We start from the raw sequence: 26,780 nt of genomic DNA, 5'->3' as shown, positions 1-26,780 counted from the left end.
CTTCACTAACCACTACAGCGACGCAATCGAATAGACGAATTGCGTCACTAAATTGTTATTTTTATTTTAGCTTATAAGTGAAAGTTTATGCTCAATTGTGTGGAATAACAAACGCATCGAAATCATATTCGCTAAAGAGGTGGCAAAATCTATGTCCGTTTGGGTAAAGTAACGGCGTCCCAGCGTCGAGTCTGCGTACAATACGCCAACGGGCTTTTCATCAATACAAACAGGTACACAGATGGCAGCCTGAATGCCGTGACTGATTATACTATGCTGCTTGTTTAACGATTTGTCGCAAACAATATTGCCAATGGCACGAACAGCGTTAGCTTGCATGCACTGGTTGATGATAGTACGGCTACCGGTAAAGTCCTCACCTTGCATCCAGCTTTCATAGCCTATCCCGAGTTGATAGTTATTTATCTTATCAAACAAAATGAGTGATGCCCGTTCACACCCTAATGATTGGGTTAAACATTCTCTGGCAAGGTTAATAAGAGCAGTACTGCTATTACACTGTTGAAGCTGCGTTTGGTACTGCTTTAATTGTTGCTTTCTCCACTCTCGTTGGCTGTCAAGTTTGACCACATTATTGAGCGCAAGGGGAGTAAATTCACAGGGTACTGGACCAAGCTGTAATACATGGGGTTTGTCTAGCGTCAGGTGCTTTATTTGAATTCCCGCACTGAAGCACCCTGTAGAACTCATGTCATTTAGCTGCCAAACGTGATCGTTGTCAGCTTGTTTGTTTGCTCGTAATACAATATGAGAGCGAGAAACTTGGGGGTGGGGAATAACGATGTCCGCGCTTTCGGAGCGGCCGACCTGATATTCGCGACCTTCAAAAAGCAAGTGCTCACTTACGCTTCCGTTATTTTCTGTAAAGGCTATTTGTAACGGCATGGCATATTCCTCGTCGCGTCACTGGTGCCATCTCCTCTCAATTTGTTTGTATAAAATTACACAAATAAGAGAGTTTCTTGCTTATCAGTGACGCCAAACGCTGGTTTAATTGCGTCGATTTCAACGCAATTAAACGTTTCAGTCTCCAGCTTGATTTACAATGTTCTTAAGCTAAAGCGTAATGTTTGTAGCTGAGTAAGTAGTAAACCTTTCACGTTCACAACGTCACCACTTGAGCGCCATACATCTGCAATTTCATTGCCAGACGCATTATCAATAAGCGATATAAGGCTATCTACAGCAGCCAGTGCCGCATCGTCATCGTTTACCGCCAATGCCGACTGGACATCGTTTATTCCACTGTCTATGGCTGCCTCTAATAGCGCAGCAATTTTATTGCGATTGCCATTTACGATTGTGCTTAAAGAAGCAACTTTGTCATTGATAACAGAACCTGATGGGCGATTATCTAATAAGATAATAAAATCTGAAAATTGTCCTGTGCTGCCGCGTGCACGAAAACTGCCTGATGACGTTAACGTTGTTATGTCTTCAAACTCGCCACCGTCGTGAGACGTAAACAAGCGCCATGGAATGGTTGGCGTGTAGTGAATAGCTTTAGTGTAAAGCTCAACCATCGCTAAACCTTCAAATCCAAAACCGGCGTCAGCTTTCGGAGAGATTGATACAAGAACCGGAAAACCCGAAACAGCGCTTGTTAGTGCTGAGGGCAGGCGGTCTGTAATGGTCAAGTCTGTGGGGTCAAGCAGCTCAGCGGTAATGTCAATGTTGTTAGCATTAAGGCCAATACTGTTTTCGAACTCTACGGTTAAATCTACTTCAATTAAGCTGCTTAGCGTCAGTTTGGCCTGAATCTTATTGTCGTCGACAGTGAGAGTTGTAGGCGTGACTACCTGTGCTTGTGCAGTGGAAAACAAAAGTAGAGCTGTGGTGGCAACAACGGTGGTAAGTTGTCTGAATTTCATCGCAGTAAACATCATAGGATGACCTCTTTCAGTATTGGTTAAAATTTAACCTAAAATGGTGCCATTATCAATTAATATAATGGCACCGTTTTCAGTGGTTTGCGATTTTATTCGAAATACTGAGCAAAGAAGCGCGAAGCCAATACAGCGTAATGCGCTCTGGTTATAACCGTATCTGGCGCGAAGCTCGCAGTGATAGTAGGCGTGATGCTGAATGGACTTTGCTCTACACCAAATTCTGCGTTAATCAACGACAAAGTAAGTGCTAACTGAACGTAGCCTTTCATATCAGCCGGAATACTGTCTTGATCTTCTAGCACAATTTGCTCACCGTTATAGTCAACAACGATGTCGGCGTTAGGGTCAAAACTAAGTGCTGCTTCTTCCAAGCCAAGCATCTGTACCAGTGAGTAAGCGATATCTAGCTTAGTAACACTAGCGAACGGGTCAGCACTACCATTTTCGCTGCGAAGTACAGGAGACTGTGTACGAAGCTTATCTTTAAGTGCGCCACCTTTAACCATTACTGATTCAACGAACGCTTTGTCAAAACCAGGTACTGAACCAATATTAGGACGTTCTTCATTCAAAAGGTCACGGTACTGTCTAACGGCTCCACCCATTACCGCATAGCGCGCAAAGTCCTTGCGTTTAAGACGAGCATCAGGTGAAAAGCCTCGACTATTGATGGCGTCCATTAAGCGCTCACTTACCGCGAACTCTATGGCGTTTTGTTGAGGGTGACCTTCTACATCGTCCATACCTTCAAAGCCGCCGCTATTTTCGAACGACACGGTGACGTTAAATGTTTCAGGTAAACCTGGGCCGTTAGTTAAACCTAATGGGTCAGCTTCTACACCAGAGAGTGATGTTAAACCATAAACATATACGCCCCACGTACCAGGCATGGCTGGTGCAGCAACACGCATGGTGGTAGAAAGTACTGGCGTAGTTAAGTTACCGCGATATTCTGTGCCGTCAGGGGCTACAAGAACAAGCTTGGTTAAGTTTGCAAAACTATCGGCAGACGCTTTGACAAGTACCTCTTCTGAACCTACTTCAAAAGGAATAACTTCAGGCTCTCCTACCGGTGAATAAAAAACATCGAAGTTTTCTACTCGATCGCTGGTGGTTACAAGTGCATTTGCCTTAAAGCTTTTACCATCTAAGTTATTAACCGTAACTTTATGGTCCATATCTTCAAGTAGGGCAGCAGCAACTGCTGAACGTGCATTAACGTAACCCGCTCCGACTTCCCAGCGCTCATAACCAGGCATGTTAGTGGCTGTCTCTTGCAGCAAGCGCTTAATGGTCGCGTTATCAAGATTCGGGTTCGCTTCCAGCATCAATGCGATAATGCCTGAAACATGCGGTGTCGCCATAGATGTGCCAGAAATCATGGTGTAGAAAGGAAGGTTCTGAGGTTCAATTGCATCTATGTCTGCGTCTCCACCATTCGCGGCGGCGTTCAGTACGGCGCGAGTAGAAATAATGTCCACACCTGGAGCGACAACAGAGACTTCGTTGTTATATGTCCATTGCGTGCCGTCAGGCATAGTAAAGTCGCCAGTCTCGCCTTTTAATCCGCGAGATGAAAAGCCAGCGAGTTTTCCGAACTTGTCACCCGCACCTACAGAGATACCCCAAGGAATTTGTGCATATGGGTTATGCGAGTCTTCACCAGGGCCATCGTTACCTGCTGCGAATACACTAATCATTCCCATGTTATGTGCTTTGTAACTTGCCAACGAAACAGGGCCGAGTGGTTCGTACTTGCCGCTAGAACCCCACGAGTTGCTGATAACTTTGATAGGGTTGTCGAAGGTGTATTGCTTGCTAATTGCGTAGTCGAAGCCGCCGATAGTATCTAAAAGCAGCACTGCTGCGCCTGAACCATAGCCAATGATGTCAGCATCTGGGGCTGCTCCACGGTGCTTGCCATCAGACATTACACCGCTACCCGCGATAGTACCGGCAACGTGTGTGCCGTGTCCTGAGTTTAGGTCGGTATTCACTTGGTTTGATAGTGTTGGACCCGTTACGCCAACGATAGAAAGCGCACCCGGATTCAATATTGCTTGCACGTTATCAACCACAGTATCGCCAAAGAAGTGGTCTTGGTGAGAAGCGTCAATACCCGAATCAATCACTAAAATAGTTGAGCCTTTACCAGTGAACTCAACGTTGTTTCTTGAAGCAAATCCTTCGCCCTGCAAATCAGCAACGCCTGTGATCTCACGTGCATCAGCGTTGTATAGCTTCATTTCGCGGTTCGCAAAAACTGATCGTACACCGTCGAATTGAGCAATAGCCTCAATTTGCGCCTTCGTTGCCACCACACCAATGATTGGAAGGTTCTTAAATTGCACGCCTTCTGTAATACCCAAGTTTAATAATTGCGTAATTTGTGACTCGGCAAGTGGTGACATTTGATCGTACGTAACAACAGCCATCAGCGATTCAGCAGGGGAGAGCGACACAAGTTTCTCAGCCATTTGTGAGCCAATGTAGGCATCGGCAAGTGTGTGGGCTGACGGGCTTGCTAGCATAGCTGCAGCTAACGTAGATAGGGCGAACTTCTTCATATTCTTCTCCAAATTCTTGAGGCTGCGCTTTTTCTTAGATGCTTAAGACAATCATTTGACTTGTTGTGTCGTTAGCATTACCGAACGCGTTTATGTTGCTGAAGCGCATGGCATTCGTGCCATGTACTTAATTAAAACGCGGCGTTTTTTGATTAACGTCATCGCAGCAAAGTACGCACTAATAGTGGCCGTTTGAATTTTGTTCGAACATAGGGGTTTCACCCTAAATGTGTGACTTTTTTTGATGTAATAATGTGCAAAATTGCTACAAAGGTTTAATAAAAAATGTCACGTTAAGCACCTATAGTAATGGCGTATGTTGGCGAAATTTAAACATTTATTAGTTTTTGTTTATGTCTTGTTCGCTCTGTTTTCTCCCAAGAGGAGTTTGTCATGAAGTTTGATTCAATTAAGTCTCGATTGGTTTTAATGACCCTTATCTGTGTGATTGGAATGGCTATGCTGGTGATAAGTCAGCATTATTTCACTCAGCGTTTAATTGGCTTAAATCAGCAGCGAGATGCGCTACTGAGAATGGGGCAAGATTTGCTTCAGATGAGACGACACGAAAAGGATTTCTTACTTCGCCACGGCACCGATTACTTTGACAAGTTTCTTCAGCAGTCCTATTTGTTCAAGGGGCGACTTACTACCCTTGTCCCCATGTTCAATGAATACCGTCTTCCTGTGGCCGATGTCGAAAGCCTGTCTGCCTCAATGGAGGCCTACAGTGGGGTATTCCAACAGGTTGTCTCTCTTCAAGAGCGAATTGGGCTCACGCAAAATGACGGGCTGAGAGGGCGTATTTCCGAGCTAGAAAAGGTACTCAACGAAGGGGCACTTTCTCAAGACCCATTATCAAGAGAGTTGTTAACCAATATTCAACTCGCCACGCGAAATTATCAAATAACCCAAGAAGGGTATTATGCGAAGTTGATGAACGAAATGACTGAGCGTTTAGTTGCTGATTACCGCAATAGTTCGACGCTTGATGAGTCATTGATACAATATAGAGAAGCGCTGTTGCAATTAGTTGATGCGTTCACAACGTTTGGTGTAACTCACAATGAAGGCCTTCGCGGAGAGTTCAGACAAAGCGCACATAATGTGGAGACACAGCTAAAGGGTGTCGATACCGCCTTGAAACCTATGATTGAACAACAAGAAGGCCAAGTGCGTATTTACAGTCTAAGTATTGCTGCGCTCACGTCTATCGTGTTAATTCTGGTATTGATCAAGAGTTTTGCGACATTTCACCGCGCTTTTGTTAACTTTCTTACTTTCTTTTATCGCTGTAAGCGTCAGTATCAAATGATTGATACGAGAAAGTTAGGGTTTGCAGAGTTAAAATCACTCGCAGAATTGGCGAATGAAATGGTCGAGTCCAAAAGAGATATTGAGGCGCGGCTAGCAAGTGTAGAAGCCGAGTTGGCCACTAAGAAAGCCTCATAACCACAGAGGGCACTTTTATTTCTTAAGCGGTCGACTCATTATTGCATCAATAAGGTATAAGCCAAGCAAGGTAGAAGCAAAAATGAAGTTTAACCGCTTAGGAAATAGCGACTTACAGGTGTCGGATGTGTGTTTGGGCACAATGACATGGGGCATTCAAAACACCCAGCAAGATGCAGACGAGCAAATGGCGTTTGCCCTGGATAAAGGCGTGAACTTTGTCGATACGGCCGAAATGTATCCTGTTCCCCCAAATGTAGATACCTATGGCGATACAGAGCGCATTATCGGTAATTGGATTTCGCGGAACGAATCAAAGCGCTCTGACATTGTTTTAATGACTAAAATTGCTGGCAGCGGTTTGAAGTACATTCGCAACGCAGGGCCCATTACAGCTGACGCTATCGCAAACGCACTCACCTATTCATTAGAGCGCTTAAAAACCGATTATATCGACGTTTACCAGCTTCATTGGCCGAATAGAGTTACACCTCATTTCGGTAAGCATTGGCCGGATGGTGCTGATCCAACCAAAACCAATCGAGAAAAAGAACTGGATGGTATGCGTGATATCCTTTTAGGCATTAAGCGCGCGCTGGATGAAGGGAAAATTAGACACTGGGGGCTGTCAGATGACACGCCTTGGGGCATTCACGCCTTTCTTACACTTTGCAAAGAGCTGGATATGCCGCTTCCAGTTTCTATTCAAAATGAGTTCAGTTTACTTCATGCGAAAGACTGGCCTTATTTAATTGAAATGTGTGAACTAGAGAACATTGCTTACCTTCCGTGGTCGCCGTTAGCAACGGGTATGTTAAGTGGTAAGTATCAGGATGGAGCCAGACCGGAAGGTAGTCGTTGGACACTAGCTCAGCGTATGGGGTTATTTAGAGATAAAGCGCCAGCGCAGGCAGCTACAGCAGAATATATGAAGATTGCAGAAAACGCAGGAATAACACCTTCGCAGCTCGCGTTGGCGTGGTGTAAGCAAGTACCTGGTGTTACCTCAACAATTATTGGTGCTACCACTGTGCCTCAACTTAAAGAAAATATAGACGCGTTTGATATTTCACTTTCGAAGGAAACATTGGACGACATTCACAGTGTACTAAGGCAGTATCCTTTAGGCTTCTAAGCGAATTTATTTTCTTCCTAAGAATGGCGGGGTAGCGTTTCACACCCCGTCATTTTTGTGTAATACGCACGTCATATTATGAGTTTTTCAAGTATGAAGTTGTGCGTATTATGTCAATGATTGACCCTCAACTAGCCCAGAACAGCGTGCTAGAAAAAGCACATAACTGGCGTAAGTGGCTTCTTTTAGCCTTATTAGTCTATGTGATGTTATTAGCTGTTAGCATGATTGGCAGCGGATTCAAATTTGCTACTGGCGACCACGCGAAATCTCTTTTTAGTTTTGCTTCTAATCCTGTCATGGGATTGATTATTGGTATGGTGTGTACCGCACTTATTCAGTCTTCAAGTACGGTTACCTCTATTATTGTCGGAATGGTAGCGGGTGGTTTACCCATAACTATCGCTATACCCATGATGATGGGTGCCAACATTGGGACCAGTATTACCAACACCTTGGTGAGCCTTGGTCATGTTGCAAAAAAAGACGAGTTTCAACGAGCCTTCAATGCGGCCACTATTCATGACTTCTTCAATGTACTGTCGGTACTAATTTTCTTACCTCTTGAAATGGCGTTTGGTATTTTGGAGTTTTTAAGTGCCCAATTGGTTGCGCTTCTCCATACTGGTGAAGCCATCGGTGTGTCTGGTGTTAATCCTATTAAAGCGATGACGCAACCGGTAACAGACTTAGTTACACAAGCATTCTCCTTTTTACCTTCTATTTATCCGGGCGTAGCGAAAATAATTCTTGGCATTGGCCTTATTATGTTTTCAATTACCTACATGGGTAAAATTATGAAATCACTTATGGTGGGCAAGGCAAAGGCGTTATTGCATACCAGCATAGGAAAAGGTCCGCTCTCTGGAATAACGTCAGGTGCTGTGATGACCGTGCTAGTGCAATCCTCGTCAACTACTACATCGCTTATGGTACCTTTGGTTGGTAGTGGAATTTTAAAAGCTAAGGATATCTATCCGTTCACATTGGGCGCGAATATAGGTACATGTATCACTGCGCTTATCGCAGCGTTGGGTGTAGTGGGGGTTAATAGTGGATTTGCACTACAAATAGCGCTAGTGCACCTGATTTATAACGTTCTGGGCGTTACGCTTATTTACGGGCTGCCTTTATTGCGCAATATTCCGCTCAATTTGTCTTATCAATTATCAGTGATAGCGGCAGAGCGGAAAATGTACGGCGCAGCTTATATCGGTGGCTTATTCTTTATTATGCCTTTGGGTATTATCTTCACCACTATGTAGCTAACGTAGCGCGCCATTCTATTTTCTGTATGCACAAAAAAACGGCGCTGATGAGCTCAGTGCCGTTTTTCTTTTTTAACTTAGCGGATTTCTTAGAATGCGTATTTTGCTGAAACTTGGAAGCGGTTCATGTCGCCTTCAAGGCCGGCTTCAATCTCACGCTTTGCGAAAGCGTATTCAGCACCAACGGTTAGCGCTTTAGTTGGCGAGTACAAGTAGTTTACACGTGTACTATAAGTGCTTTCAGTGGTGGCTAAACCTGTTAATGATACGTCATTGTCTGCTTCAAACGCCGAGAACATGATGCTACTGCGCGCTTTTTCGCTCCACTTGTGACGATACGCAATGCCATAACCTGTTGAGTCTATGGCTTCAAGGTCGCCGCTTTCGGTAAGTACTGCACCATTAACTGCGTTTAGCGCAGAGTATCTGCCTAAACCTTTACCCGTGTTGAACGTGAAGCGAATATCGTCGCCATTAGACAAATTGTATTTACCGGTTACCGATACACCAAAGCTGGTTTCGTCCGCATCAATGCCAGCGGCATTATCGTAAGACAACTGTCTTAATAAGCCCGCAACTTTTACATAACCCCAGTCATACTTTGACGTATAGGCAGCTACAAAGTCTGGAACGCTGTTGTCGTCACTCGTAATTCGGCTACCACCGCCAAATGGCGTAATGGTTGATTCTGGGTTTTCTAGCGCAAGCTGAAGGCCGCCGTTGGTATATCTCACCATAACTTGACGACCAAAGGTAATACCGTCAGTCGTACCAATGAAATCAAGAGACTCTGGTAGTGAACCAACGTCCATGAATGTCGTCCAAGTTTGACCTACCAACCAGTTTTTGTAGGTAAGGTATGCATGGCGAACACGAGGCACGTAGGAGTTACTGATACGCTCATCACCGCCGCTCGTTACAATGAAGTCGAGCTCGAAAACACCGTTAATGGTATCGCCTTCAGCAGTTGGAGTAGAAGTAGCAAAGCGGAATCGTGACGTTCTGATATGCGCGTCAAATTGTGGATCTTCGTCAACGCCACCAACAGGTGTTAGTGAAGGAATATAGAAATCGCGACCTACGCTACCTGATGCAATTGTGCCATCTGAGTAGTCACTAACCATAGCGTCGACTTTAATGTAGCCTGTGAATTTCACACTTGTGTCGCCGATTGTTGCTGCTTGTGCTGCACCTGTAGATGCTGCCAGGCACAGCGCTACTGCTGTAGCCGTATTTTTTATTTTAGCTTTCATCGTGTCTGTTCCAAAAAAGTGGTTAAATAAATGTAAATTCAACGTTAACATTGCTGATTGTGTACTTATTATCTCAAAATTAAATAAGCCAATGGTCGCATAAGACTATAGTCGTAATACTTTTCTAGTAGAACCTTAGTTGTATGCTGCTAAGACCAAAGTCTCATTTTGCTTTGTGGGTGAATGGCTAGAGTGTTTCACCATACAACAAGAATTTTACATCATTGATATTGGAGGCAATCTTTATGACCGCCAGCAAAACTTATCCTGTGCCTGAGAACATTCTTCAGTCTACACATTTAACCGCATCTCAATATGATGAGATGTATAAGCAATCTGTAGAGCAACCTGAAGCGTTCTGGGCTGAGCACGCATCCATGCTTGAGTGGTATCAAAAGCCCACCAAAATTAAAAACACAATGTTTGGTGAAAACGATGTGTCTATTAAGTGGTTTGAAGATGGTGAATTAAATGCCAGCTATAACTGTATTGATCGCCATTTAGCTGATAATGCCACAAAAGTCGCCTTTCACTGGGAAGGTGACTCACCAGAAGATAGCCAAGATATCACGTATCAACAAGTGCACTATGAAGTTTGTAAATTAGCGAATGCACTTAAAGAAATGGGCGTAGCAAAAGGTGATCGTGTTGCGATTTACATGCCGATGGTACCTGAGGCTGCCTACGCCATGCTAGCGTGTGCCCGAATTGGTGCAGTACATTCGGTGATTTTCGGTGGATTTTCACCTAACGCTATTGCCGATCGTATCAATGACAGCAACGCCAAAGTCGTGATTACTGCTGATGAAGGCCGTCGTGCTGGAAGAAGTATTCCACTGAAAGCGAATGTGGATAAAGCACTGTCTGGTGATGCGTGTCCGTCTATTACTCATGTTTTAGTTCATAAGCTCACAGGAGGAGAAGTAGACTGGAATGCTAAGCACGATGTGTGGTGGCATGACGCTGTTGATGGCGTGTCAGCGCAGTGTGAACCAGAGGTAATGAACGCGGAAGACCCACTGTTTATCCTTTATACATCAGGCTCTACTGGAACGCCAAAAGGTGTAGTACACACCACGGGCGGGTATCTCTTATATTCTGCGATGACCTTTAAATATGCCTTTGACTACAAAGAAGACGATGTTTATTGGTGTACCGCTGATGTAGGCTGGATCACAGGCCACAGCTACATGGTTTATGGCCCTATGGTGAACGCCGCATCACAAGTGTTCTTTGAGGGTGTACCAACCTATCCAGACGTTAAGCGTATTGCTCAGGTAGTGGAAAAATACAAAGTAAATAGTTTATATACCGCGCCAACTGCTATCCGCGCATTAATGGCCCACGGAGATGTTCCAGCTGAAGGGTGTGATGTCTCATCGCTTCGTCTGTTAGGAACAGTAGGTGAACCTATTAATCCTGAAGCATGGGAATGGTACCACCGCGTAATTGGTATGAGCCGTTGTCCAATCATCGATACATGGTGGCAGACAGAAACAGGTGGACACATGATCCTGCCTTTACCTGGCGCTACGGAGTTGAAGCCTGGCTCAGCGACCCGTCCATTCTTCGGCATTCAGCCTGCGCTATTTGATGCTGACGGTAATGAGCTTGAAGGGGCAGCAGAAGGTAATCTTGTTATTAAAGACAGCTGGCCTAGCCAAGCTCGAACGGTTTATGGCGATCATCAGCGCTTTATTAACACCTACTTTAGCGCGTACAAAGGTGTGTACTTCACCGGTGACGGTGCTCGTTGCGACGAAGATGGCTTCTACTGGATCACCGGTCGTGTAGATGACGTGCTAAACGTTTCTGGACACCGTTTGGGCACCGCTGAAATCGAAAGTGCACTTGTTGCCCATCCTAAAGTGGCTGAGGCTGCCGTTGTTGGCTTCCCACATGATATCAAAGGGCAGGGTATCTACGTTTACGTAACGCCAAATGAAGGGGTTGAAGCAGATGAAGCCCTTACTAAAGAGCTTAAGGCGTGGGTGCGTCAAGAGCTAAGCCCGATTGCTACACCTGATATGATCCAATGGTCTCGCGGATTACCTAAAACCCGCTCTGGTAAAATTATGCGCCGTATTTTGCGTAAGATTGCCGCCAATGAGCATGAGCAATTAGGTGACACATCTACGTTGGCGGATCCATCGGTTGTTGATACACTGATAGAGGAACGTCTAAATAAGTAGAAACTAAGGATATAGACAATGATAACCCTTCTAATCGCTGATGATCATCCGCTGTATCGCGATGCACTAAGAGGCGCGTTGTCGTTGTCACTTCCAGCCTTAACCCTCAAAGAGGCGGGAGACCTTAACACTACAGTCGATATTCTCAACAACGAGGATATCGACTTATTGCTGCTTGATTTGCACATGCCGGGTAGCAATGATTTGTTTGGTTTGCTGCATATTCGAAAACTCTTTCCCGAACTTCCTGTTGCCGTAGTCTCTGGCACAGAAGACACCACACTTATTTCAAAGATTATTAGCGTGGGCGCGCTAGGGTTCATCCCAAAAACTGCCAGTGCGCAAGATATTGCAAACGCCGTAGAAGCAATTCTGGATGGCGATGTATGGCTACCTGATAACTTAAGTGAAGACGTTGATGAGGTGAATGAAGAATTCTCTGAATTAGCGGACAAAGTTGCCTCGCTAACGCCTTCGCAATACAAAGTGCTTTGTTACATGCGAGACGGCTTGCTGAACAAGCAAATTGGCTTTAATTTAGATATCGCAGAGGCCACGGTTAAAGCGCATGTTACTGCTATCTTTAAAAAGCTGGGCATAAACAACCGCACACAAGCGGTACTTATTGCTTCACAACTTGAGTTGGAGCCGCCGGTTCAGTAACGTCGAACGTAAGCACGTCTTCTGAGGTAGCAAATTCCGGTAAGAACTTTTCCAATGCCAAGCGGCTTTGTTCACTGAGCAAAGGGTTGTCAATTTCAATAACCGTTCGCCCTTCGGTAAGTGCCATACCTTCTCTAAAGTTATCGTGAGCTAACAGTAGCTCCTGAAACTTACCCGTTTCGAAGAGCCTTAACAGGCCTTCAGCTATCCGCCCGGCTAATGCCTGATTGTCGCTTCCCACAAAGAAAAAGATGGGGCTTGGATACGATATTATAAGGTGTTCATCAATAGTTAGGCCGCGAGAAAGGGTTTTGTCTGAAAGCTCCTCTTTGATTTCCATTACGCTTCTTGGAAACATATCGGCGAAGCCTTCTGAAACAATGCGAAATGACGCCCGGTAGGTCGTTTCCAACACTGGGATATCGTTTGCGCGAAATATCTTCGTATCGGGCCAGTCGTAGCCCAAAACCGCGCGGTATGCTCGTAACGCGTTTAATGACTTTACTTCTTTAAGTCGCGTATCGCCTTCTCTGACCAGCAGTGCACGCTTACCAAAAAGACCCGCCATAATGGGAATGCGAATGGGCAGGAACTGACGTTCACGCTCTGTCGAGGTAACGCTCCACGTCACGTCTAGCATGTTGTGTTCAAGGCTGCGTAGTTGACGTTCTTGCGCCGTTTCTTGGTCGCTGACAATCAGTTCAAAAGAACCGTATTGAGGTTCAGTAACGCGCAGTGATTCTGTGAGAAGACGTTTAGCGTAGGCGTATACGGCGTCTCGTCCAGGATGAATATTTGGCAAGCGGAGAACGGTGTGAGGTAAGTCAGTACTTACCTCATTTGTGTTTTGCTGCTGAGCATGAGCACTCAATAGTGTAAATACACTCAACAGTAGAGCGGCAACACTGAGGGCTTTTTTCGTAACGTCCATATTTTGTATTTCATGCACTAAACGCATGCCTTACTGCAAGTTGCCGCAGGTATTAACGTTGTTTAACCATTGGCAAACTTGTATTGCTAGTCTTTCCCCGTCAGCAAAAAGTCGTGTTCGGGGTCTACAATAAATTGACCACTCATCGCTTCTCTTCCGAGCAGCATCAAATAGGTCATTTCAGAGCGGTCCGTTAGGGTTAACTGAATATCCCACTGGTACCCGTCCATTATTATAGGCGTAATTATAACATAGCGCTTCTCAAGTGTAGCCGTTGAGCTTTTTACGCGTTTTTGTCCTTCTACACGTGCTTCTCTGCGAACCACGCGTTCAACGTTGTGAATGTCCGGATGAATATCAAATTTAATCCATAATTCACCGTCTTGATCAAACTCTTCAATGTTATCAACGTGGAGTGAAGACGTTGCCGCCCCTGTATCAACGCGTACGTTCAAATCAGAGATGGCGAGTTTTGGTAAATCGCACAGCTCTACCGCACCAACAATTTTTTTATTGTTCATCAGTTTTTCTACCAATTTTATAAAACAGGACCCTGTTCTGGTGGCAATAAATTGTCTTGTAATAATTCTACGTGTTCTGCAACAGTATCAGGCTCTGAAAAGTATGCAATGTGGTATACCGCTTCACCTTCTTGGGTAAGCGGAATATTTTGTTTACCAATTACAACACCTTCTGCAGGGCTTTCAAGGCTGTCTAAATAATTGCCAAACGGATCAGCAATAATGGCCAGTTTGTCACCTTTCTCAACATGGTCACCTAGCTGTGCTAGATGCGTCACAAAGCCACTTTCTGGCGCGCGAACCCAACCACTTTGGCGCGCTATAAAACGCTCGATACTGTGGCCCTTGCTACGGCTTTTATTCAGCATGCCCAAATGACGCATGGTATTAATAATGCCTCTTACGCCGGCACGAATAGAAAACTCGTCATAACGTAACGCTTGGCCTGCTTCGTAAAGCAGAATTTTAACGCCACTTTCACTGGCCGATTCGCGCAAAGAGCCATCGCGTAACTCTGCGTTAAGAAGTACAGGTACGCCAAACGCTTTTGCCATTTCCAGTACTTCTGGGTCGTCTAAGTCAGCGCGAATCTGTGGCAAGTTACTACGGTGTATAGCGCCGGTGTGAAGGTCAATGCCGACATCGCACTTACTTACCACTTCTTTGAAAAACAAGTTGGCTAACCTACCGGCAAGCGAACCTTTTTTACTCCCTGGAAAACTGCGGTTCAAATCGCGTCTATCGGGTAAATAACGAGACTGGTTTAGTACGCCGTACACATTAACCATAGGCACCGCGATAAGGGTTCCTCTTAGGCGTTCGATCGCTTTTGAGCGGATAAGTCTGCCTACTATTTCGATGCCATTTAATTCGTCACCGTGAATGGCTGCGCTGACGAACATAATGGGACCTGGTCGCTTTCCTCGTTTAACGTAAACCGGAATGCTCATATTGGTGGCCGTGTACAACGGCGGCATTTCTAACTCAATCTTTTTTGTTTCGCCAGGAGCAATGTTTTCACCCCCAATTCTTAAAACATCATTTACCACTAACGTTTTCCTATATTTACGTTATTGCATAGCAAAGGTTAAAGGGCGCTAGCCCTTTCCACGGGTTTTTGTTTTGTGCGGCTCTGCGCTTTTTTCAATGAACTCGATGATCATACTGGCCACATCTTTATTGGTCGCTTTCTCAATGCCTTCAAGGCCCGGCGATGAGTTTACTTCCATAACGACTGGACCGTTGTTCGAACGAAGAATATCTACGCCACAACAATTTAGTCCCATCGTTTTAGCCGCATCTACCGCTGTTTTGCGTTCCGCTGGACTTAGGCGAACTAAACTTGCCTGACCGCCACGGTGAAGGTTAGAGCGGAATTCCCCAGGTGCTGCTTGGCGCTTCATCGCTGCTACAACTTTTCCACCTACCACAAAGCAACGAATATCTGCACCGCCCGCTTCTTTAATGAACTCTTGCACTAAAATACTGGCGTTAAGACCCATAAAGGCTTCAATGATCGACTCTGCCGCTTTTTGCGTGTCGGCCAATACCACGCCAATACCTTGCGTGCCTTCAAGTAACTTAATAACCACTGGGGCGCCGCCAACCGTCTTAATAACATCGTCGATTTTGTCAGGATGGTGTGCGAAGCCTGTTCTCGGCATACCTATGCCTTTACGTGATAAAAGCTGCAACGAACGCAATTTATCTCGAGAGCGGCTGATAGCAACCGACTCGTTAAGGCTGTATGTGCCCATCATTTCAAATTGGCGAACGACTGATGTGCCATAAAAGCTAACCGATGCGCCAATTCGCGGGATCACTGCATCGTAATAGGGTAGTCGCTTACCGTTATAGCGAACTGACGGTCGCGCACTGGTGATATCCATGTAGCAGTGCATGGTATCGATAACGTCAACCTGATGCCCGCGAGCCTGCCCAGCTTCGACTAAGCGTGAAGTAGAGTAAAGACGAGGATTTCTAGAAAGAATTGCAATGCGCATTATAAAAAAGCCTGTAGTTTGTGTTTTATTTTGTCGTTTTATCGACCAATCTATTACCACGTTAGAACGTGATTGTTAAATAGACAAGTCATTTTTGCGCGCATACTAATGTAAGTGTTCGGGGGTGTCTTACGAATAATTCTTGTTGTGTCGATTGCTTTTAATGCATGAACTTGACTGTTTTTCACGTTAGCATTAGAGCGCGTCGGCCTTTTTAACGTAAAATCAGAATTTAAGGTCAGTCTGCTTAACGAAAAAATGTAAGGATTTGGGTTAATGAATGAGTGGTGGCATGGGTTTTTGGCGTGGTTAACTCAGTACCAGTCAAATGTCGTGTGGAGTGGTTTGGTTTTACTAATTTATTTGGCGATGTCTCGTAAGTTGCTGCCGAAATTAGAAACCAACATCGTAAAGTCAAAGCTAAAATCAAATAGTGCTATTAAAGGACTTTTTGCTGCACGGGTTATTGTCGCTACAGTATCGTTAGCCTTGTTGTTGCTAGCATGGGGGATTGATTTTTCTGGGCTCTTAGTGCTTTCCACTTCTATCATCACGGTAACCGGTGTTGCGCTTTTTGCTAGTTGGTCACTCATCAGTAACATCACTGCGTACTTTATTTTGCTCACAAACGTAGCCTATCGCAGAGGTAATTATGTGCGCATTCTCGACGGCGATAACTTCATTGAAGGTGTGATTGCCGATGTAGGGCCGTTTAGCACGCGCTTGCTTACCGCTGAGCGTGAAACCCTCATGTATCCTAATAACCTAATTTTAACCCGTCCTGTTTTGCTCAACCCTAAAGAGAAGTGGGGAGCAATGGGAAAAGTGGTGGCAAAGTCGAGCGTAGAAACGCCGGTGGTTAAAATTGAAGAAAGTAAACCACACGACGAATTACTCTAGACGTCTTTCCTTACACAAATAGCGAAAAACATGCAGCGAGCTACTAGCTACACGTTTTTCGCCTCCCTGATGTAGCGCGTCATACTTTGAAGTAGTGCGCGCAGTTTCGCTGGTTTTAGCGGTTTAGCTAAGAAGTTTACGCCTTGGGCTTTACACTGTGTAACTAAGCTTTCATCTGGTGTCGCCGTTATAAGCGCTGCTGGCACCACAATATTAAGTCGATGTCTTATCTCTTCAATCAAAGCTAGCCCATTTTTCTCGCTGTCATGACTGAGCTGATAATCCATGAGTAAGATTTGAGGCTGAATAGTCTCACAGACTTTCAACGCGTCATCCCAGTTGTTCGCAAGCACCACATTGATTCCCCATTTCTGTAATAGGGTCTGCATGGCATCTAAGTTCTCTCTTTGATCGTCCACGCAAAGCACGTCCATGCCTGTAAATGTTGTACTGCGGGGCTTTGCTGTAACGTTGGATACCTGTTTTGGCTCAGCTTTATCCAAGCTAAACGCAAAGCAGCTGCCTTTGCCTATTTTCGAGGTAACACTAATATCGCTGTTCAACTGCAGACTTAAACGTCGTACAACCCCCAAGCCAAGACCTATACCGTGTTCCTTGCTTTCGTTTGCGCGGAAAAAGTCACCAAAAATGCTGTCTTTTTTATCGGTAGATATGCCAATGCCTGTGTCGATAACTTTGAAATAAACGGTGTCTTTGACAGGCTTGATAATGAACAAGACGCGGCCATTTTCCGTGTATTTCACCGCATTTGAAAGCAAGTTTTGAGTTATTCGGTATAAGTGCGTTTTGTCAGCTTTTACCCAGCACGGGCGTATAATCGCTTTAAAACGAAGTCCTTTTTCCCGCGCGCGCATTGCCATTTCGTCCACAAGTGGTGACAGCAGGGTCCTTACATCAATAGACTCAATATCGGGTTTCATTTCACCTTGATCTAAGCGTGCGATATCCAGCAAAGTGCCAATCAGTGTTTCGCTAGACGTCACGCTATGGCTAAGCTTTTGAATAATGGCTAGCGCTGACTCAGTCAGTTCTTGTTCTTCAAGGGCGCTCACATAGAGCTTGGCCGCATTTAGCGGCTGCAAAACATCATGGCTTGCGAGCGCCAAGAAGCGGGTTTTACTGGCATTGGCATCTTCCGCAGCCTTTCGTGCCCTTATCAGTTCTTTCTCGGCATCAGAGCGCCGTTCTATTTCAAGTCGAAGCTCGGCGTTTATGGAGTGTACTTCTTCAGTGCGCTTTTTAATACGAGCCTCAAGGTCAATGTTTGATTCTTCAAGCGCTTGCTGTATTTCCACGTGTCCGGTGATGTCGTTGAAGCTTGTTACGAAGCCTCCGCCAGGTAAAGGATTACCTACCATCTCAATAACCCGTCCATCCATTCGTTGTCGTGTGAAGCGATGGGGCATACCAGAGCGCAAATGAGCCAGCCTTTTTTCTACTTCACCGTCTACGTTGTCTGTGCCGAACTCACCTTGTGAAGCGTTATACCGAATAAGCTTTTCTATAGGCGTACCCACTGCCAACAAGTTATCTGGGTAAGGGTAGAGGTTGGCATAGCGTTTATTCCACGCTACTAAATTTAAGTGTTTGTCGACTACGCTAATGCCTTGGTCCATGTTTTCAAGTGACGTGAGTAGTGCAGTCATATTAAATTGCATGGCTTGCGTTGTGTCATCGAAGAAGTTGATAACCTCGGTAAAGTCCATCTTCTTACCACGCAATGCGCTGTCTAGCAGTACTTTGGCACTCGATGCGCCAATAACGCCACCCAAGGCGCGTTCGCAAAATGATAAAAACGATTCATTTGGCGTATCGTCGTGCTTTAATTGGCAATTATTGAGTTGCTGATATTGTTCCAACAATTGTTCACAACGACCGGATCCCATAAAGGTCGACAATAGCGTTATAAGATCGGAGACGGTCACGTTAGTTGCCTGCGCTTTAACGGTATTGTTAGTGGAAATGGCAGGAGACACAAAGGCTTCAGCTTGCATTCTGTCGATAAGACGCTGCGGTGCAAAGTGTGAAAAGAGTATGTAAACAAAGCTGTTTGCCGCTAAGCTAATCATAGCGCCTTGGCTAATGAGTTCGTTTTGTTCCATTTGTGAAACTTGCTCGCTCACAATGGGAAGTACAAGCCACAACACCCAAATCACTAGTCCCACCATTAGCCCTGCGTAAACCCCGTGCGCATGCGCGCGCTTCCAGTAAAGTCCGCCAACAATGGCTGGCATAAGCTGGATAACTAACGAGAACGCAATAAGCCCAATTGAATGAAGCGAGCGGCTGCTGGTCATTTGCTGGTGGTACAAAAACGCCATAAGCAAGATAAACGCGATGACGATACGGCGAATAAGCCTGATTTTGCTCGACACGTCCTGTTTGTCATCGGTATTGCCTGTAAATGCAAGAATACGCGGCAGAATCACATCGTTGGTGAGCATAGTACTCAGTGTGAGTGTTGCCACAATGATCATAGCTGTTGCGGCAGAGAGCCCGCCTACAAAAACAATCACTTGAAGAAGAACTGACTCTGAAAATACAGCCAGCGACAGTACGTAAGAGTCGGGCTCGATATTAGCGCCAGCAAAAATGGCTTTGCCTGCAATGGCGATAATAGGAATTACCGCTGAAATAATGGTCAGGTAGAGAGGGAATAACCACCTTGCCGTGCGCAGATGACCTAGGCTTAGGTTATCAATAATGGCAACGTGAAACTGCCTAGGCAAACAAACAATGGCCGCTGCCGCCATGATAGTTTGAGCGATGAAAGTAAACGAACCAAACTGCGCCAAGGCTATTTCATTGGTGAAACTTTCGAAGAATGGACCAGACTGGGTGCGCTTCCACGCACTATAACCAACAATGGCAACCAGCACTAACGCCAGCAATTTAATGGTCGACTCGAAGGCGATAGCCAGCATCAAACCCCGTCGGTATTCGGTGACGTCCGTTTGCCGGGTACCGAAATATATTGCGAATGCCGCGATGAAGCCAGTGGCGGCAATAATAATGCCGTTGCTGTTAGGCTGCTGAGTAAGGAGTTGGAAAGTAGCGCCCACTGCTTTTAATTGAAGCGCGATATAAGGAATAGTGGCAAGGAGCGCGATAAGCGTAACTACCAAAGCTACGGTTTGGCGCTTTCCATAGCGCGACGCGATGAAGTCGGAAATGGTAGTGATGTGTTGCTTCTTGCTGACGAGGGTTAACTTGTAAATAAACTTATAACCCAAAACGTAAACGAGAATAGGCCCAAGCATGATTGGCAGGTAAATCCAGGTGTCTCTACTTGCTTGGCCTACCATGCCGAAAAAAGTCCATGCGGTACAATAAATAGCGAGGGCCAGCGAATATATAGCGGGATGTGACGTTAGTGCTCTAGCGGTGGGCGAGTTCTTTTCACCCCAACTCGCCAGTGAAAACAGCAAGAAGAGGTACAGTACTGCAAGTGTTACCCAACCAAAAACCATAACGTTCCTTTTAACTTAGTTTTAACAATGCTGTCGCTATTATAATCATTTCGACCATGGTCTACCTACGACCATGGTCTCATTTTGAATTTTTCAAGGCAGGTCTAGAGTAATACGCGAGCTCCTAAATGCTTGACTTTGCTGCTTGTGATTGTCTTTCCTCAACCACGTAACACGCAGCAATAACGTTAACAAAGCCGGGCGTTAGGAATATGTAAAATCATAACAATCAATTAACCTGACATGAGGGTGAAACAATGGCATTTAGAAACGAAGAGGACAAAAAAGCGTATTGGAGGGAGAATCTCGCTCTTCTCGCCAAGCTTTTAGTCGTTTGGTTTATCGTATCATTCGGTGCCGGCATTATTTTTGTCGATATCTTAAATGAAATCCAATTCTTTGGCTTTAAATTAGGCTTCTGGTTTGCGCAGCAGGGCGCAATTTACGTATTTGTTGCATTGATCTTTGTCTACATGGCGAAGATGAACGCCATGGACAAACGCTACGGCGTAGATGAGGAGTAAATCATGGACGTTCAAACTTTAACGTTTATTATCGTTGGCGCATCGTTTGCGCTTTATATCGCTATCGCTATTTGGGCTCGCGCAGGCTCAACTAACGATTTTTACGTTGCAGGTGGCGGTGTACCTCCCGTTATGAATGGGATGGCAACGGCAGCAGATTGGATGTCGGCAGCCTCGTTCATTCAATGGCGGGTCTTATCTCATTTATGGGGTATGACGGTGCAGTATATCTAATGGGGTGGACAGGTGGTTATGTTCTACTTGCGCTTTGTTTAGCTCCCTATTTACGTAAATTTGGCAAATTCACGGTACCTGACTTCATTGGGGATCGTTACTACTCACAAACCGCGCGTACGGTTGCTGTATTTTGTGCAATCTTCGTTTGCTTTACATACGTTGCAGGTCAAATGCGTGGCGTAGGTGTGGTATTCAGCCGCTTCTTAGAGGTTGATATTGTGTCTGGCGTGGTTATCGGTATGGTTATCGTGTTCTTCTACACCGTACTTGGCGGTATGAAAGGCATTACTTACACGCAAGTTGCACAGTATTGTGTAATGATTTTCGCCTACATTGTACCTGCGGTATTTATCTCTATGATGGTAACAGGACATATCCTGCCGCAAACCGGCTTTGGTGCGACCTTAGCAGACGGTTCGGGGGTGCATATGCTGCAGAAACTCGATAATTTATCTGTCGAGTTAGGCTTTAACGAATACACCTCAGGAACAAAAAGTACCATTGATGTATTCTTTATCACCTTTGCGTTAATGGTAGGTACAGCGGGTCTTCCACACGTAATCGTTCGCTTCTTCACTGTGCCTAAAGTTCACGATGCGCGTAAATCTGCAGGCTATGCACTAGCGTTTATCGCAATTCTATATACCACAGCACCGTCACTAGCAGCGTTTGCCCGTGTGAATATGATCGAAACCATTAATGGACCTGAAATGACGGGAACAAGCTATGAAGAAGCGCCGTCGTGGATTAAAAACTGGGAACAAACTGGCCTTATCTCATATGAAGATAAGAACGGTGATGGCAAGATGTTCTATTCGGGTGACGAGCGCAACGAAATGAAAGTCGACCGCGATATCATGGTATTGGCTAACCCTGAAATTGCGAACTTACCTGCGTGGGTTATTGCACTCGTTGCAGCGGGTGGTGTGGCAGCCGCACTGTCAACGTCCGCAGGCTTGCTGCTGGTTATTTCAACCTCTGTTTCCCATGATTTACTGAAACGAAACTTTATGCCAAACATTACCGATAAAGCCGAGCTCATGTATGCGCGACTTGCTGCTGGGGTGGCCATTGTCATAGCAGGTTACTTCGGTATCAATCCGCCAGGCTTTGTTGCACAGGTGGTGGCATTTGCCTTCGGCTTAGCGGCGTCGAGTTTCTTCCCGGCAATTATTATGGGTATCTTCAGCAAGCGCATGAACGATAAAGGTGCTATTGCTGGTATGATTTCAGGTATTGCCTTCACTGCGGCTTACATTATTTACTTCAAATTTGTAAACCCAGCGGCCAATACGCCTGACAACTGGTGGTTTGGTATTTCTCCTGAAGGTATTGGTACCTTAGGTATGATGGTGAACTTCATTGTGGCTTTCCTTGTGTTCAAAGCAACAGATGAAGCGCCAGAAGAAATCCAAGAACTGGTTGAAAGCATTCGTTATCCTAAGGGTGCGGGTGAAGCATCAGCGCACTAAACTAATGTTGCCTTAAGATAGGCTTTAGCAAAATAAAACCAATCTACTGGCGAAAGTGAGTAGGTTGGTTTTTTCTTTTTGTGAACTGGACATTTCCTATGACTGCGATGGCTAAACAAGTTGAAGACTTTCTCAACACATCAGCACCTTTTGACGTGCTGGATAAAGAGCAAAAGCTTGAGCTAGTAAAACATACTGAATTGATTTACCTGACAGCGGATAATGTGGGCGACCTGCAAAAGGGCAAATCGTCACTTTTTCTTATTCAAAATGGACAGTTTTCAGTCCAAGATTCAGATGCCCCTTTACGCCATTTAAGTGAGGGCGACTACTTCGGCTACACCAATATAATGGAAAAACGTAATTTTTCATTAAGCATCAGTGTAGACAGTCCAGGTCTGGTTTACTGTTTTGAAGCGTCTGCTGTTACCCCGTTATTTGAACTGCCAGCAATTCGAAATTTTTTTGATGGGCTGCGCAATAATGCCCTTCAAAACCATGCTATTTCCGATAGTAACTCCATGTGGCTTTATAAAGGGCTTGAGGATGTTATTAATAAGTCTCCCGTGTCGGTGGACGTAGAAACGTCAATAACAGTGGCGGCGCAGATCATGACGAATCAAAAGGTATCGTCATTACTGGTTACACGAGAAGATAAGCTTATTGGCATTATCACCGACCGAGACTTACGTTCAAGAGTGGTTGCCGCCTCTCTCGATATTCATCTTCCAGTCAGCCATATAATGACGCCTAATCCTGCGCAGATAATGGGAAATAGAACGCTATTTGATGCCTTGGCGCTTATGACCGAAAGGAACATTCATCACCTCCCCGTTATCGACCAGCAAACCCTTGTGCCATTGGGTATGGTGACAGCCAGCGATATTATTCGTCATCAGCGTGGTAACGTTCTTTTTATAATTGGAGAGCTAAGCAAAGCGGAAAACCTTTACGAATTAACACGGCTATCCTGGCAATTGCCGCATTATTTCTCTGCTCATGCGAAAAAAGCAGGGGACTATGACATTGCTGGCAAAATTTTGTCTCAAGCTACCGATATTATGACAAGAAAGCTTATTGGCTTTTTCCAACAGGCTAACGGTAAAGCACCCATGATGTTTGCGTGGCTTGTTTATGGCTCACAGGCAAGAGAAGATCAGACGATGGGTTCGGATCAAGATAATGGACTGCTTCTTGCTGAGCGGCCAAGCGAAGCGCAAGCAGAATATTTCGCAAAAATGGCTGATTATGTGTGTAACGGTTTGGCCAAATGCGGCATTAAACTGTGCGATGGTAATATTATGGCGAGCAACCCTAAGCTTAGACTCTCGCTTGAAGAAGCCATTGAAGAAGCTAAGCGATGGGTAAAAGCACCAACTAAAGATGCGATTATGCACTTTAATATTTTTCTTGATGTTCGCTGCGCAGCCGGGGATATAAGTTTATTTAAGCAGTTGCAGCGTCAAAGGGCCCCCTTGATGAAGCAAAATATGTTCTTAGCAGCGCTTACGAGAAATAGTAACGAAATATCGGTTCCGCTTTCCATGTTTCAAAAGTTCATTTATGAAAAAGGCCGTAAAGAGAAGGACGTGATCGACCTTAAAACCCGAGCCGTGGCCTTAATCAACAATATCGCCCGCATATACGCGCTAGCTGATGGCGTGACGTTGCCTAATACACTTGCCCGGTTAGACGCGCTATCGGAAAATTCACAGCTCTCAAAAAGAGATGCGACTAACCTACGTGATATTTGGCTGTTCTTAAATCGTTTGCGTTGGCGTCATCAGTTGGAAAATAAAGTAACGGACAATCGTGTGTCGGTTTCAAGTTTATCATCGATAGAAAAGCATCAGCTAAAAGCCGCATTCAAGGCTATAGAGCGAACCAATCAAGCAATGGTTATGAAGTTCTCTGGCGGCGTAAGTTAACCCCATGATAACGCGAATAATCGAAGCCTGTGCATCGGTACTGTTTGGGAAGCGTCAATTCAGAAAGTCATTACGTGATAAAACGTTGGGCGACACTCCTTTGGCGTCTGTTGATTTAGAGCTCACATCGTTAGACCCTGTGACAACTCAAATTACATCGATTGGCTATGTAAGTGGTTCAGCTGGAAAAATTACGCTTTCCTCCAGTGGCTATCACGTTATTAATACGTCAGCGGACTTAGGACAAAGCCCTGTAATACACGGATTGACCTTAGATATTTTGCAACAAGGCGAAGGCTTAGCAGACGCCATCAATTCATTGCTACCACTACTGAAGACACATGTTCTAATTTTTCACAATGCGCGATTAGATTTGATGGCGCTTGATAGTGCCTTCAAACGGTGTGGATTACCGCAGATGGAAGTGCTCTATCTTGATACGCTTCAGCTCGCACTTTATCAGTTAAACAAACAACATCAGGTGCTACCGAGTAATAGTGCAACGCTAACGGTTTGTAGGCAACGGTTAGACTTACCCGCGTTTCCTGAACACAACGCACTAGATGATGCGTTAGCGACAATGCAGTTGTTTTACGCCCAGCTAAATGAATTGGGAATTACTTTGGAGAATTCACTCGAGTCTTTGGCTCACACGAATGCTGTTGGCCGTTTTAAGCTGGGAGTAGCGCATTAGCGTCTAAAGCAAGGCAATGCTAATTATAGTGCCTAGGCCTTAAGTTTTGTGGGGTGACTCGGTGCATTTATTTTGCCAGCGCTTACCGCTGTCGGCGCCACGAGTTGATTCCGTCCAGAGGTTTTAGCCACATACAGATTTTTGTCTGCTTCTAACATGACGTAGTCGATAGTTTTATTGTCATCAGCATGCTTGACGGCTAAGCCTGCACTTAGCGTAACGCGCTCATACTCAGATGCCGCATGAGGAATATTCAGGTCATGAACCGTTCGCAATAAGCGCTCAGTGACGGCCTTTGCACCGTCTACATCGGTGTTAGGCAGAATAACCAAAAACTCTTCACCGCCAATTCTTACTAATTTGTCCATAGGTCGAAGTAGGGCGTCGTTGATCGTTTTACTGACCTTCCACAAACAGCTATCGCCATCTATATGACCATACATATCATTAAACAGTTTAAAGTGGTCAACATCAAAAATAACCAAGGAGAGAGGAGTAACGTTACGTAACCCATCTCTCACTAAACGGGGTAAATAGTCGTCTAAATAGTGGCGATTGTAGGCACCTGTTAACTTATCTACATAGATAAGCTTTTCGAGCAAATCGTTTCTAAGCTTGTGATTGATGTGTGATTTTACACGGTTGCGTAGGGTACAAGCGTTTACCGGCTTCACCACAAAGTCAACGCAGCCTGATTCCCAACATCTCGACTCTTCTTCATCACTTGACGAAGAGGTCACGAAAATAATAGGAATGTGAGCACACAACGGCTTTTTTCTTAACAATGCGGTGGTCTGATGCCCGTCTAATTCGGGCATTGAAACATCCATGAGGATTAGGTCAGGCGTATGGTACTTGCAATATTCAATTGCTTCTTTACCTGAGCCCACAGAGGCGCAGGCGACTGTGTCTTCAAGTAAAGTTTCCAGAACAAGTCTGCTGCTGGCTTGGTCGTCGACAATCAATACTTTGCAATCTGCTAAAGTTCGGTCGCCAACTTGTTCAATATACACAAATACTCCTAAACACAAAGGTGAGTGTTCAGGTTCAAGAGTACGCCTAATTTTAGAAAATGTGGATTAACCAAAAGTTTAATATTTAACCATTTGGTTCAATTTCACTCTTATCTTCTTACTTTATATCGTTTCTAGGAAAACAAATTAAACACTGCAAGACCAAATACGCCGAAGGTACACAGCGTGCCTATCATATAAAAATAGCTTCTTGGGCTTGGATTTTTTTCTGTAGCGATTGCGTAATACAGTCCCATATGAATGATGCGACTTAGCGCGTAAATCCAAACAAGTGCTGCAAGTATGCTGGTTGATGCGCCAAGAAAAATGCAAAGAAGAGCTGGGAGCGTAAACTGATGAATATTTTCGAGCGAATTGTGAAATGTTCTGTGGCTTCTGAATACGAAACTATCATGACTCAATTCCTCGCTGACTTTCCCTGGAATATAGCGAGACTGTTTTCTGTGAGCGATAGCGGCAACGATGTTTTGCACGAAAACGGTAAAGCTTATAAGCAAAAGGCCCGCAATACTATATGTGTAGACTGTGAACACGTGAACTCCTTTCTTTATTCCTTGAATGGATTCAGACGACTGGTTAGATGACAACGAAGGCCTGTTTAAACA

20 protein-coding genes and 1 pseudogene are annotated in these 26,780 nt (G+C 45.0%); 10 read left to right on the top strand and 11 right to left on the bottom strand.

Annotation, left to right across the window (positions count from 1 at the left end):
• Positions 1 to 66: 66 nt before the first annotated feature.
• From MASE_RS16370 to MASE_RS16360, 3 genes are all read right to left on the bottom strand, one after another.
• Positions 67 to 906, bottom strand: coding sequence for a GAF domain-containing protein (locus MASE_RS16370; protein WP_014950832.1), 840 nt, complete (start codon positions 904 to 906; stop codon positions 67 to 69).
• A 155-nt stretch (positions 907 to 1,061) separates the two neighbouring features.
• Complete coding sequence (locus MASE_RS16365) at positions 1,062 to 1,907, bottom strand: DUF6689 family protein (RefSeq protein ID WP_014950831.1); 846 nt, start codon at positions 1,905 to 1,907, stop codon at positions 1,062 to 1,064.
• Positions 1,908 to 1,999: 92 nt separating this feature from the next.
• Positions 2,000 to 4,477 carry a S8 family peptidase gene (locus tag MASE_RS16360; RefSeq protein ID WP_014950830.1) on the bottom strand — a complete coding sequence of 826 codons (2,478 nt, stop codon included), beginning with the start codon at positions 4,475 to 4,477 and terminating at the stop codon, positions 2,000 to 2,002.
• A 393-nt stretch (positions 4,478 to 4,870) separates the two neighbouring features.
• Here MASE_RS16360 and MASE_RS16355 point away from each other — a divergent pair, with 393 nt between their 5' ends.
• The 3 genes from MASE_RS16355 to MASE_RS16345 all read left to right on the top strand — a co-directional run bounded on the left by MASE_RS16355 (position 4,871) and on the right by MASE_RS16345 (position 8,329).
• Positions 4,871 to 5,929, top strand: coding sequence for a hypothetical protein (locus tag MASE_RS16355; protein ID WP_014950829.1), 1,059 nt, complete (start codon positions 4,871 to 4,873; stop codon positions 5,927 to 5,929).
• Positions 5,930 to 6,011: 82 nt separating this feature from the next.
• Complete coding sequence (locus MASE_RS16350; RefSeq protein WP_014950828.1) at positions 6,012 to 7,064, top strand: aldo/keto reductase; 1,053 nt, start codon at positions 6,012 to 6,014, stop codon at positions 7,062 to 7,064.
• Positions 7,065 to 7,174: 110 nt separating this feature from the next.
• Positions 7,175 to 8,329 (top strand): Na/Pi symporter, encoded by a 1,155-nt coding sequence (locus MASE_RS16345; protein ID WP_014950827.1) that lies wholly within the window; start codon positions 7,175 to 7,177, stop codon positions 8,327 to 8,329.
• Positions 8,330 to 8,421: 92 nt separating this feature from the next.
• Here the strand turns inward: MASE_RS16345 and MASE_RS16340 are convergent, their stop codons facing one another.
• A complete protein-coding gene (locus MASE_RS16340) occupies positions 8,422 to 9,585 on the bottom strand; it encodes a DcaP family trimeric outer membrane transporter (RefSeq protein WP_014950826.1) in 1,164 nt (387 codons plus the stop codon).
• Positions 9,586 to 9,830: 245 nt separating this feature from the next.
• On the opposite strand from MASE_RS16340, the gene acs reads away from it, so the two are divergent.
• Positions 9,831 to 11,777 carry an acetate--CoA ligase gene (acs, locus tag MASE_RS16335; RefSeq protein ID WP_014950825.1) on the top strand — a complete coding sequence of 649 codons (1,947 nt, stop codon included), beginning with the start codon at positions 9,831 to 9,833 and terminating at the stop codon, positions 11,775 to 11,777.
• An 18-nt stretch (positions 11,778 to 11,795) separates the two neighbouring features.
• Positions 11,796 to 12,440: a response regulator transcription factor gene (locus tag MASE_RS16330; RefSeq protein WP_014950824.1), complete on the top strand. Its 645-nt coding sequence runs from the start codon at positions 11,796 to 11,798 to the stop codon at positions 12,438 to 12,440.
• Here MASE_RS16330 and MASE_RS16325 read toward each other — a convergent pair.
• The 4 genes from MASE_RS16325 to rimK are packed head-to-tail and all read right to left on the bottom strand — an operon-like array spanning position 12,400 to position 15,895.
• Positions 12,400 to 13,398 carry an amino acid ABC transporter substrate-binding protein gene (locus MASE_RS16325; RefSeq protein WP_232362776.1) on the bottom strand — a complete coding sequence of 333 codons (999 nt, stop codon included), beginning with the start codon at positions 13,396 to 13,398 and terminating at the stop codon, positions 12,400 to 12,402. The genes MASE_RS16330 and MASE_RS16325 overlap by 41 nt on opposite strands.
• Before the next feature lie 59 nt (positions 13,399 to 13,457).
• On the bottom strand, positions 13,458 to 13,892 hold the full coding sequence (locus MASE_RS16320; protein ID WP_014950822.1) for an ATP-dependent zinc protease family protein: 435 nt from the start codon (positions 13,890 to 13,892) through the stop codon (positions 13,458 to 13,460).
• A 17-nt stretch (positions 13,893 to 13,909) separates the two neighbouring features.
• Positions 13,910 to 14,941 carry a succinylglutamate desuccinylase/aspartoacylase family protein gene (locus MASE_RS16315; protein ID WP_014950821.1) on the bottom strand — a complete coding sequence of 344 codons (1,032 nt, stop codon included), beginning with the start codon at positions 14,939 to 14,941 and terminating at the stop codon, positions 13,910 to 13,912.
• A gap of 48 nt (positions 14,942 to 14,989) precedes the next feature.
• Positions 14,990 to 15,895 (bottom strand): 30S ribosomal protein S6--L-glutamate ligase, encoded by a 906-nt coding sequence (rimK, locus tag MASE_RS16310; RefSeq protein WP_014950820.1) that lies wholly within the window; start codon positions 15,893 to 15,895, stop codon positions 14,990 to 14,992.
• A gap of 276 nt (positions 15,896 to 16,171) precedes the next feature.
• On the opposite strand from rimK, the gene MASE_RS16305 reads away from it, so the two are divergent.
• Positions 16,172 to 16,795 (top strand): mechanosensitive ion channel family protein, encoded by a 624-nt coding sequence (locus tag MASE_RS16305; protein WP_014950819.1) that lies wholly within the window; start codon positions 16,172 to 16,174, stop codon positions 16,793 to 16,795.
• Positions 16,796 to 16,842: 47 nt separating this feature from the next.
• Here the strand turns inward: MASE_RS16305 and MASE_RS16300 are convergent, their stop codons facing one another.
• Positions 16,843 to 20,286, bottom strand: a complete 3,444-nt coding sequence (locus MASE_RS16300; protein ID WP_014950818.1) for a PAS domain-containing hybrid sensor histidine kinase/response regulator — start codon at positions 20,284 to 20,286, stop codon at positions 16,843 to 16,845.
• A 257-nt stretch (positions 20,287 to 20,543) separates the two neighbouring features.
• Between MASE_RS16300 and MASE_RS16295 the strand changes: the two genes are divergently transcribed.
• From MASE_RS16295 to MASE_RS16280, 4 genes and pseudogenes are all read left to right on the top strand, one after another.
• Entirely contained in the window at positions 20,544 to 20,810 is a 267-nt protein-coding gene (locus MASE_RS16295) for a DUF4212 domain-containing protein (protein ID WP_014950817.1), read from the top strand.
• Positions 20,811 to 20,813: 3 nt separating this feature from the next.
• Positions 20,814 to 22,519 (top strand): annotated as a pseudogene (locus MASE_RS16290) (sodium:solute symporter family protein).
• 98 nt (positions 22,520 to 22,617) lie between these two features.
• Entirely contained in the window at positions 22,618 to 24,447 is a 1,830-nt protein-coding gene (locus MASE_RS16285) for a putative nucleotidyltransferase substrate binding domain-containing protein (RefSeq protein ID WP_014950816.1), read from the top strand.
• Positions 24,448 to 24,451: 4 nt separating this feature from the next.
• Positions 24,452 to 25,141: a 3'-5' exonuclease gene (locus MASE_RS16280; protein WP_014950815.1), complete on the top strand. Its 690-nt coding sequence runs from the start codon at positions 24,452 to 24,454 to the stop codon at positions 25,139 to 25,141.
• Positions 25,142 to 25,173: 32 nt separating this feature from the next.
• On the opposite strand, the gene MASE_RS16275 is transcribed toward MASE_RS16280, so the two are convergent.
• Together MASE_RS16275 and MASE_RS16270 are read right to left on the bottom strand one after the other, a co-directional pair.
• Positions 25,174 to 26,154, bottom strand: coding sequence for a GGDEF domain-containing response regulator (locus MASE_RS16275; RefSeq protein WP_014950814.1), 981 nt, complete (start codon positions 26,152 to 26,154; stop codon positions 25,174 to 25,176).
• Positions 26,155 to 26,288: 134 nt separating this feature from the next.
• Complete coding sequence (locus MASE_RS16270; protein WP_014950813.1) at positions 26,289 to 26,708, bottom strand: MAPEG family protein; 420 nt, start codon at positions 26,706 to 26,708, stop codon at positions 26,289 to 26,291.
• Positions 26,709 to 26,780: the final 72 nt, after the last annotated feature.

This window comes from Alteromonas macleodii ATCC 27126, from assembly GCF_000172635.2.
Lineage (GTDB): Bacteria > Pseudomonadota > Gammaproteobacteria > Enterobacterales > Alteromonadaceae > Alteromonas > Alteromonas macleodii.
The sequence above is the reverse complement of the archived record's forward strand: the minus strand, read 5'-3'. Positions and strand labels throughout refer to the sequence as shown.

Bases quoted from the DNA above. Each gene is read 5' to 3' on its own strand.
- MASE_RS16370 (WP_014950832.1), bottom strand. From the start codon at position 906: ATGCCGTTACAAATAGCCTTTACAGAAAATAACGGAAGCGTAAGTGAG.
- MASE_RS16365 (WP_014950831.1), bottom strand. From the start codon at position 1,907: ATGATGTTTACTGCGATGAAATTCAGACAACTTACCACCGTTGTTGCC.
- MASE_RS16360 (WP_014950830.1), bottom strand. From the start codon at position 4,477: ATGAAGAAGTTCGCCCTATCTACGTTAGCTGCAGCTATGCTAGCAAGC.
- MASE_RS16355 (WP_014950829.1), top strand. From the start codon at position 4,871: ATGAAGTTTGATTCAATTAAGTCTCGATTGGTTTTAATGACCCTTATC.
- MASE_RS16350 (WP_014950828.1), top strand. From the start codon at position 6,012: ATGAAGTTTAACCGCTTAGGAAATAGCGACTTACAGGTGTCGGATGTG.
- MASE_RS16345 (WP_014950827.1), top strand. From the start codon at position 7,175: ATGTCAATGATTGACCCTCAACTAGCCCAGAACAGCGTGCTAGAAAAA.
- MASE_RS16340 (WP_014950826.1), bottom strand. From the start codon at position 9,585: ATGAAAGCTAAAATAAAAAATACGGCTACAGCAGTAGCGCTGTGCCTG.
- acs (WP_014950825.1), top strand. From the start codon at position 9,831: ATGACCGCCAGCAAAACTTATCCTGTGCCTGAGAACATTCTTCAGTCT.
- MASE_RS16330 (WP_014950824.1), top strand. From the start codon at position 11,796: ATGATAACCCTTCTAATCGCTGATGATCATCCGCTGTATCGCGATGCA.
- MASE_RS16325 (WP_232362776.1), bottom strand. From the start codon at position 13,398: ATGCGTTTAGTGCATGAAATACAAAATATGGACGTTACGAAAAAAGCC.
- MASE_RS16320 (WP_014950822.1), bottom strand. From the start codon at position 13,892: ATGAACAATAAAAAAATTGTTGGTGCGGTAGAGCTGTGCGATTTACCA.
- rimK (WP_014950820.1), bottom strand. From the start codon at position 15,895: ATGCGCATTGCAATTCTTTCTAGAAATCCTCGTCTTTACTCTACTTCA.
- MASE_RS16305 (WP_014950819.1), top strand. From the start codon at position 16,172: ATGAATGAGTGGTGGCATGGGTTTTTGGCGTGGTTAACTCAGTACCAG.
- MASE_RS16300 (WP_014950818.1), bottom strand. From the start codon at position 20,286: ATGGTTTTTGGTTGGGTAACACTTGCAGTACTGTACCTCTTCTTGCTG.
- MASE_RS16295 (WP_014950817.1), top strand. From the start codon at position 20,544: ATGGCATTTAGAAACGAAGAGGACAAAAAAGCGTATTGGAGGGAGAAT.
- MASE_RS16285 (WP_014950816.1), top strand. From the start codon at position 22,618: ATGACTGCGATGGCTAAACAAGTTGAAGACTTTCTCAACACATCAGCA.
- MASE_RS16280 (WP_014950815.1), top strand. From the start codon at position 24,452: ATGATAACGCGAATAATCGAAGCCTGTGCATCGGTACTGTTTGGGAAG.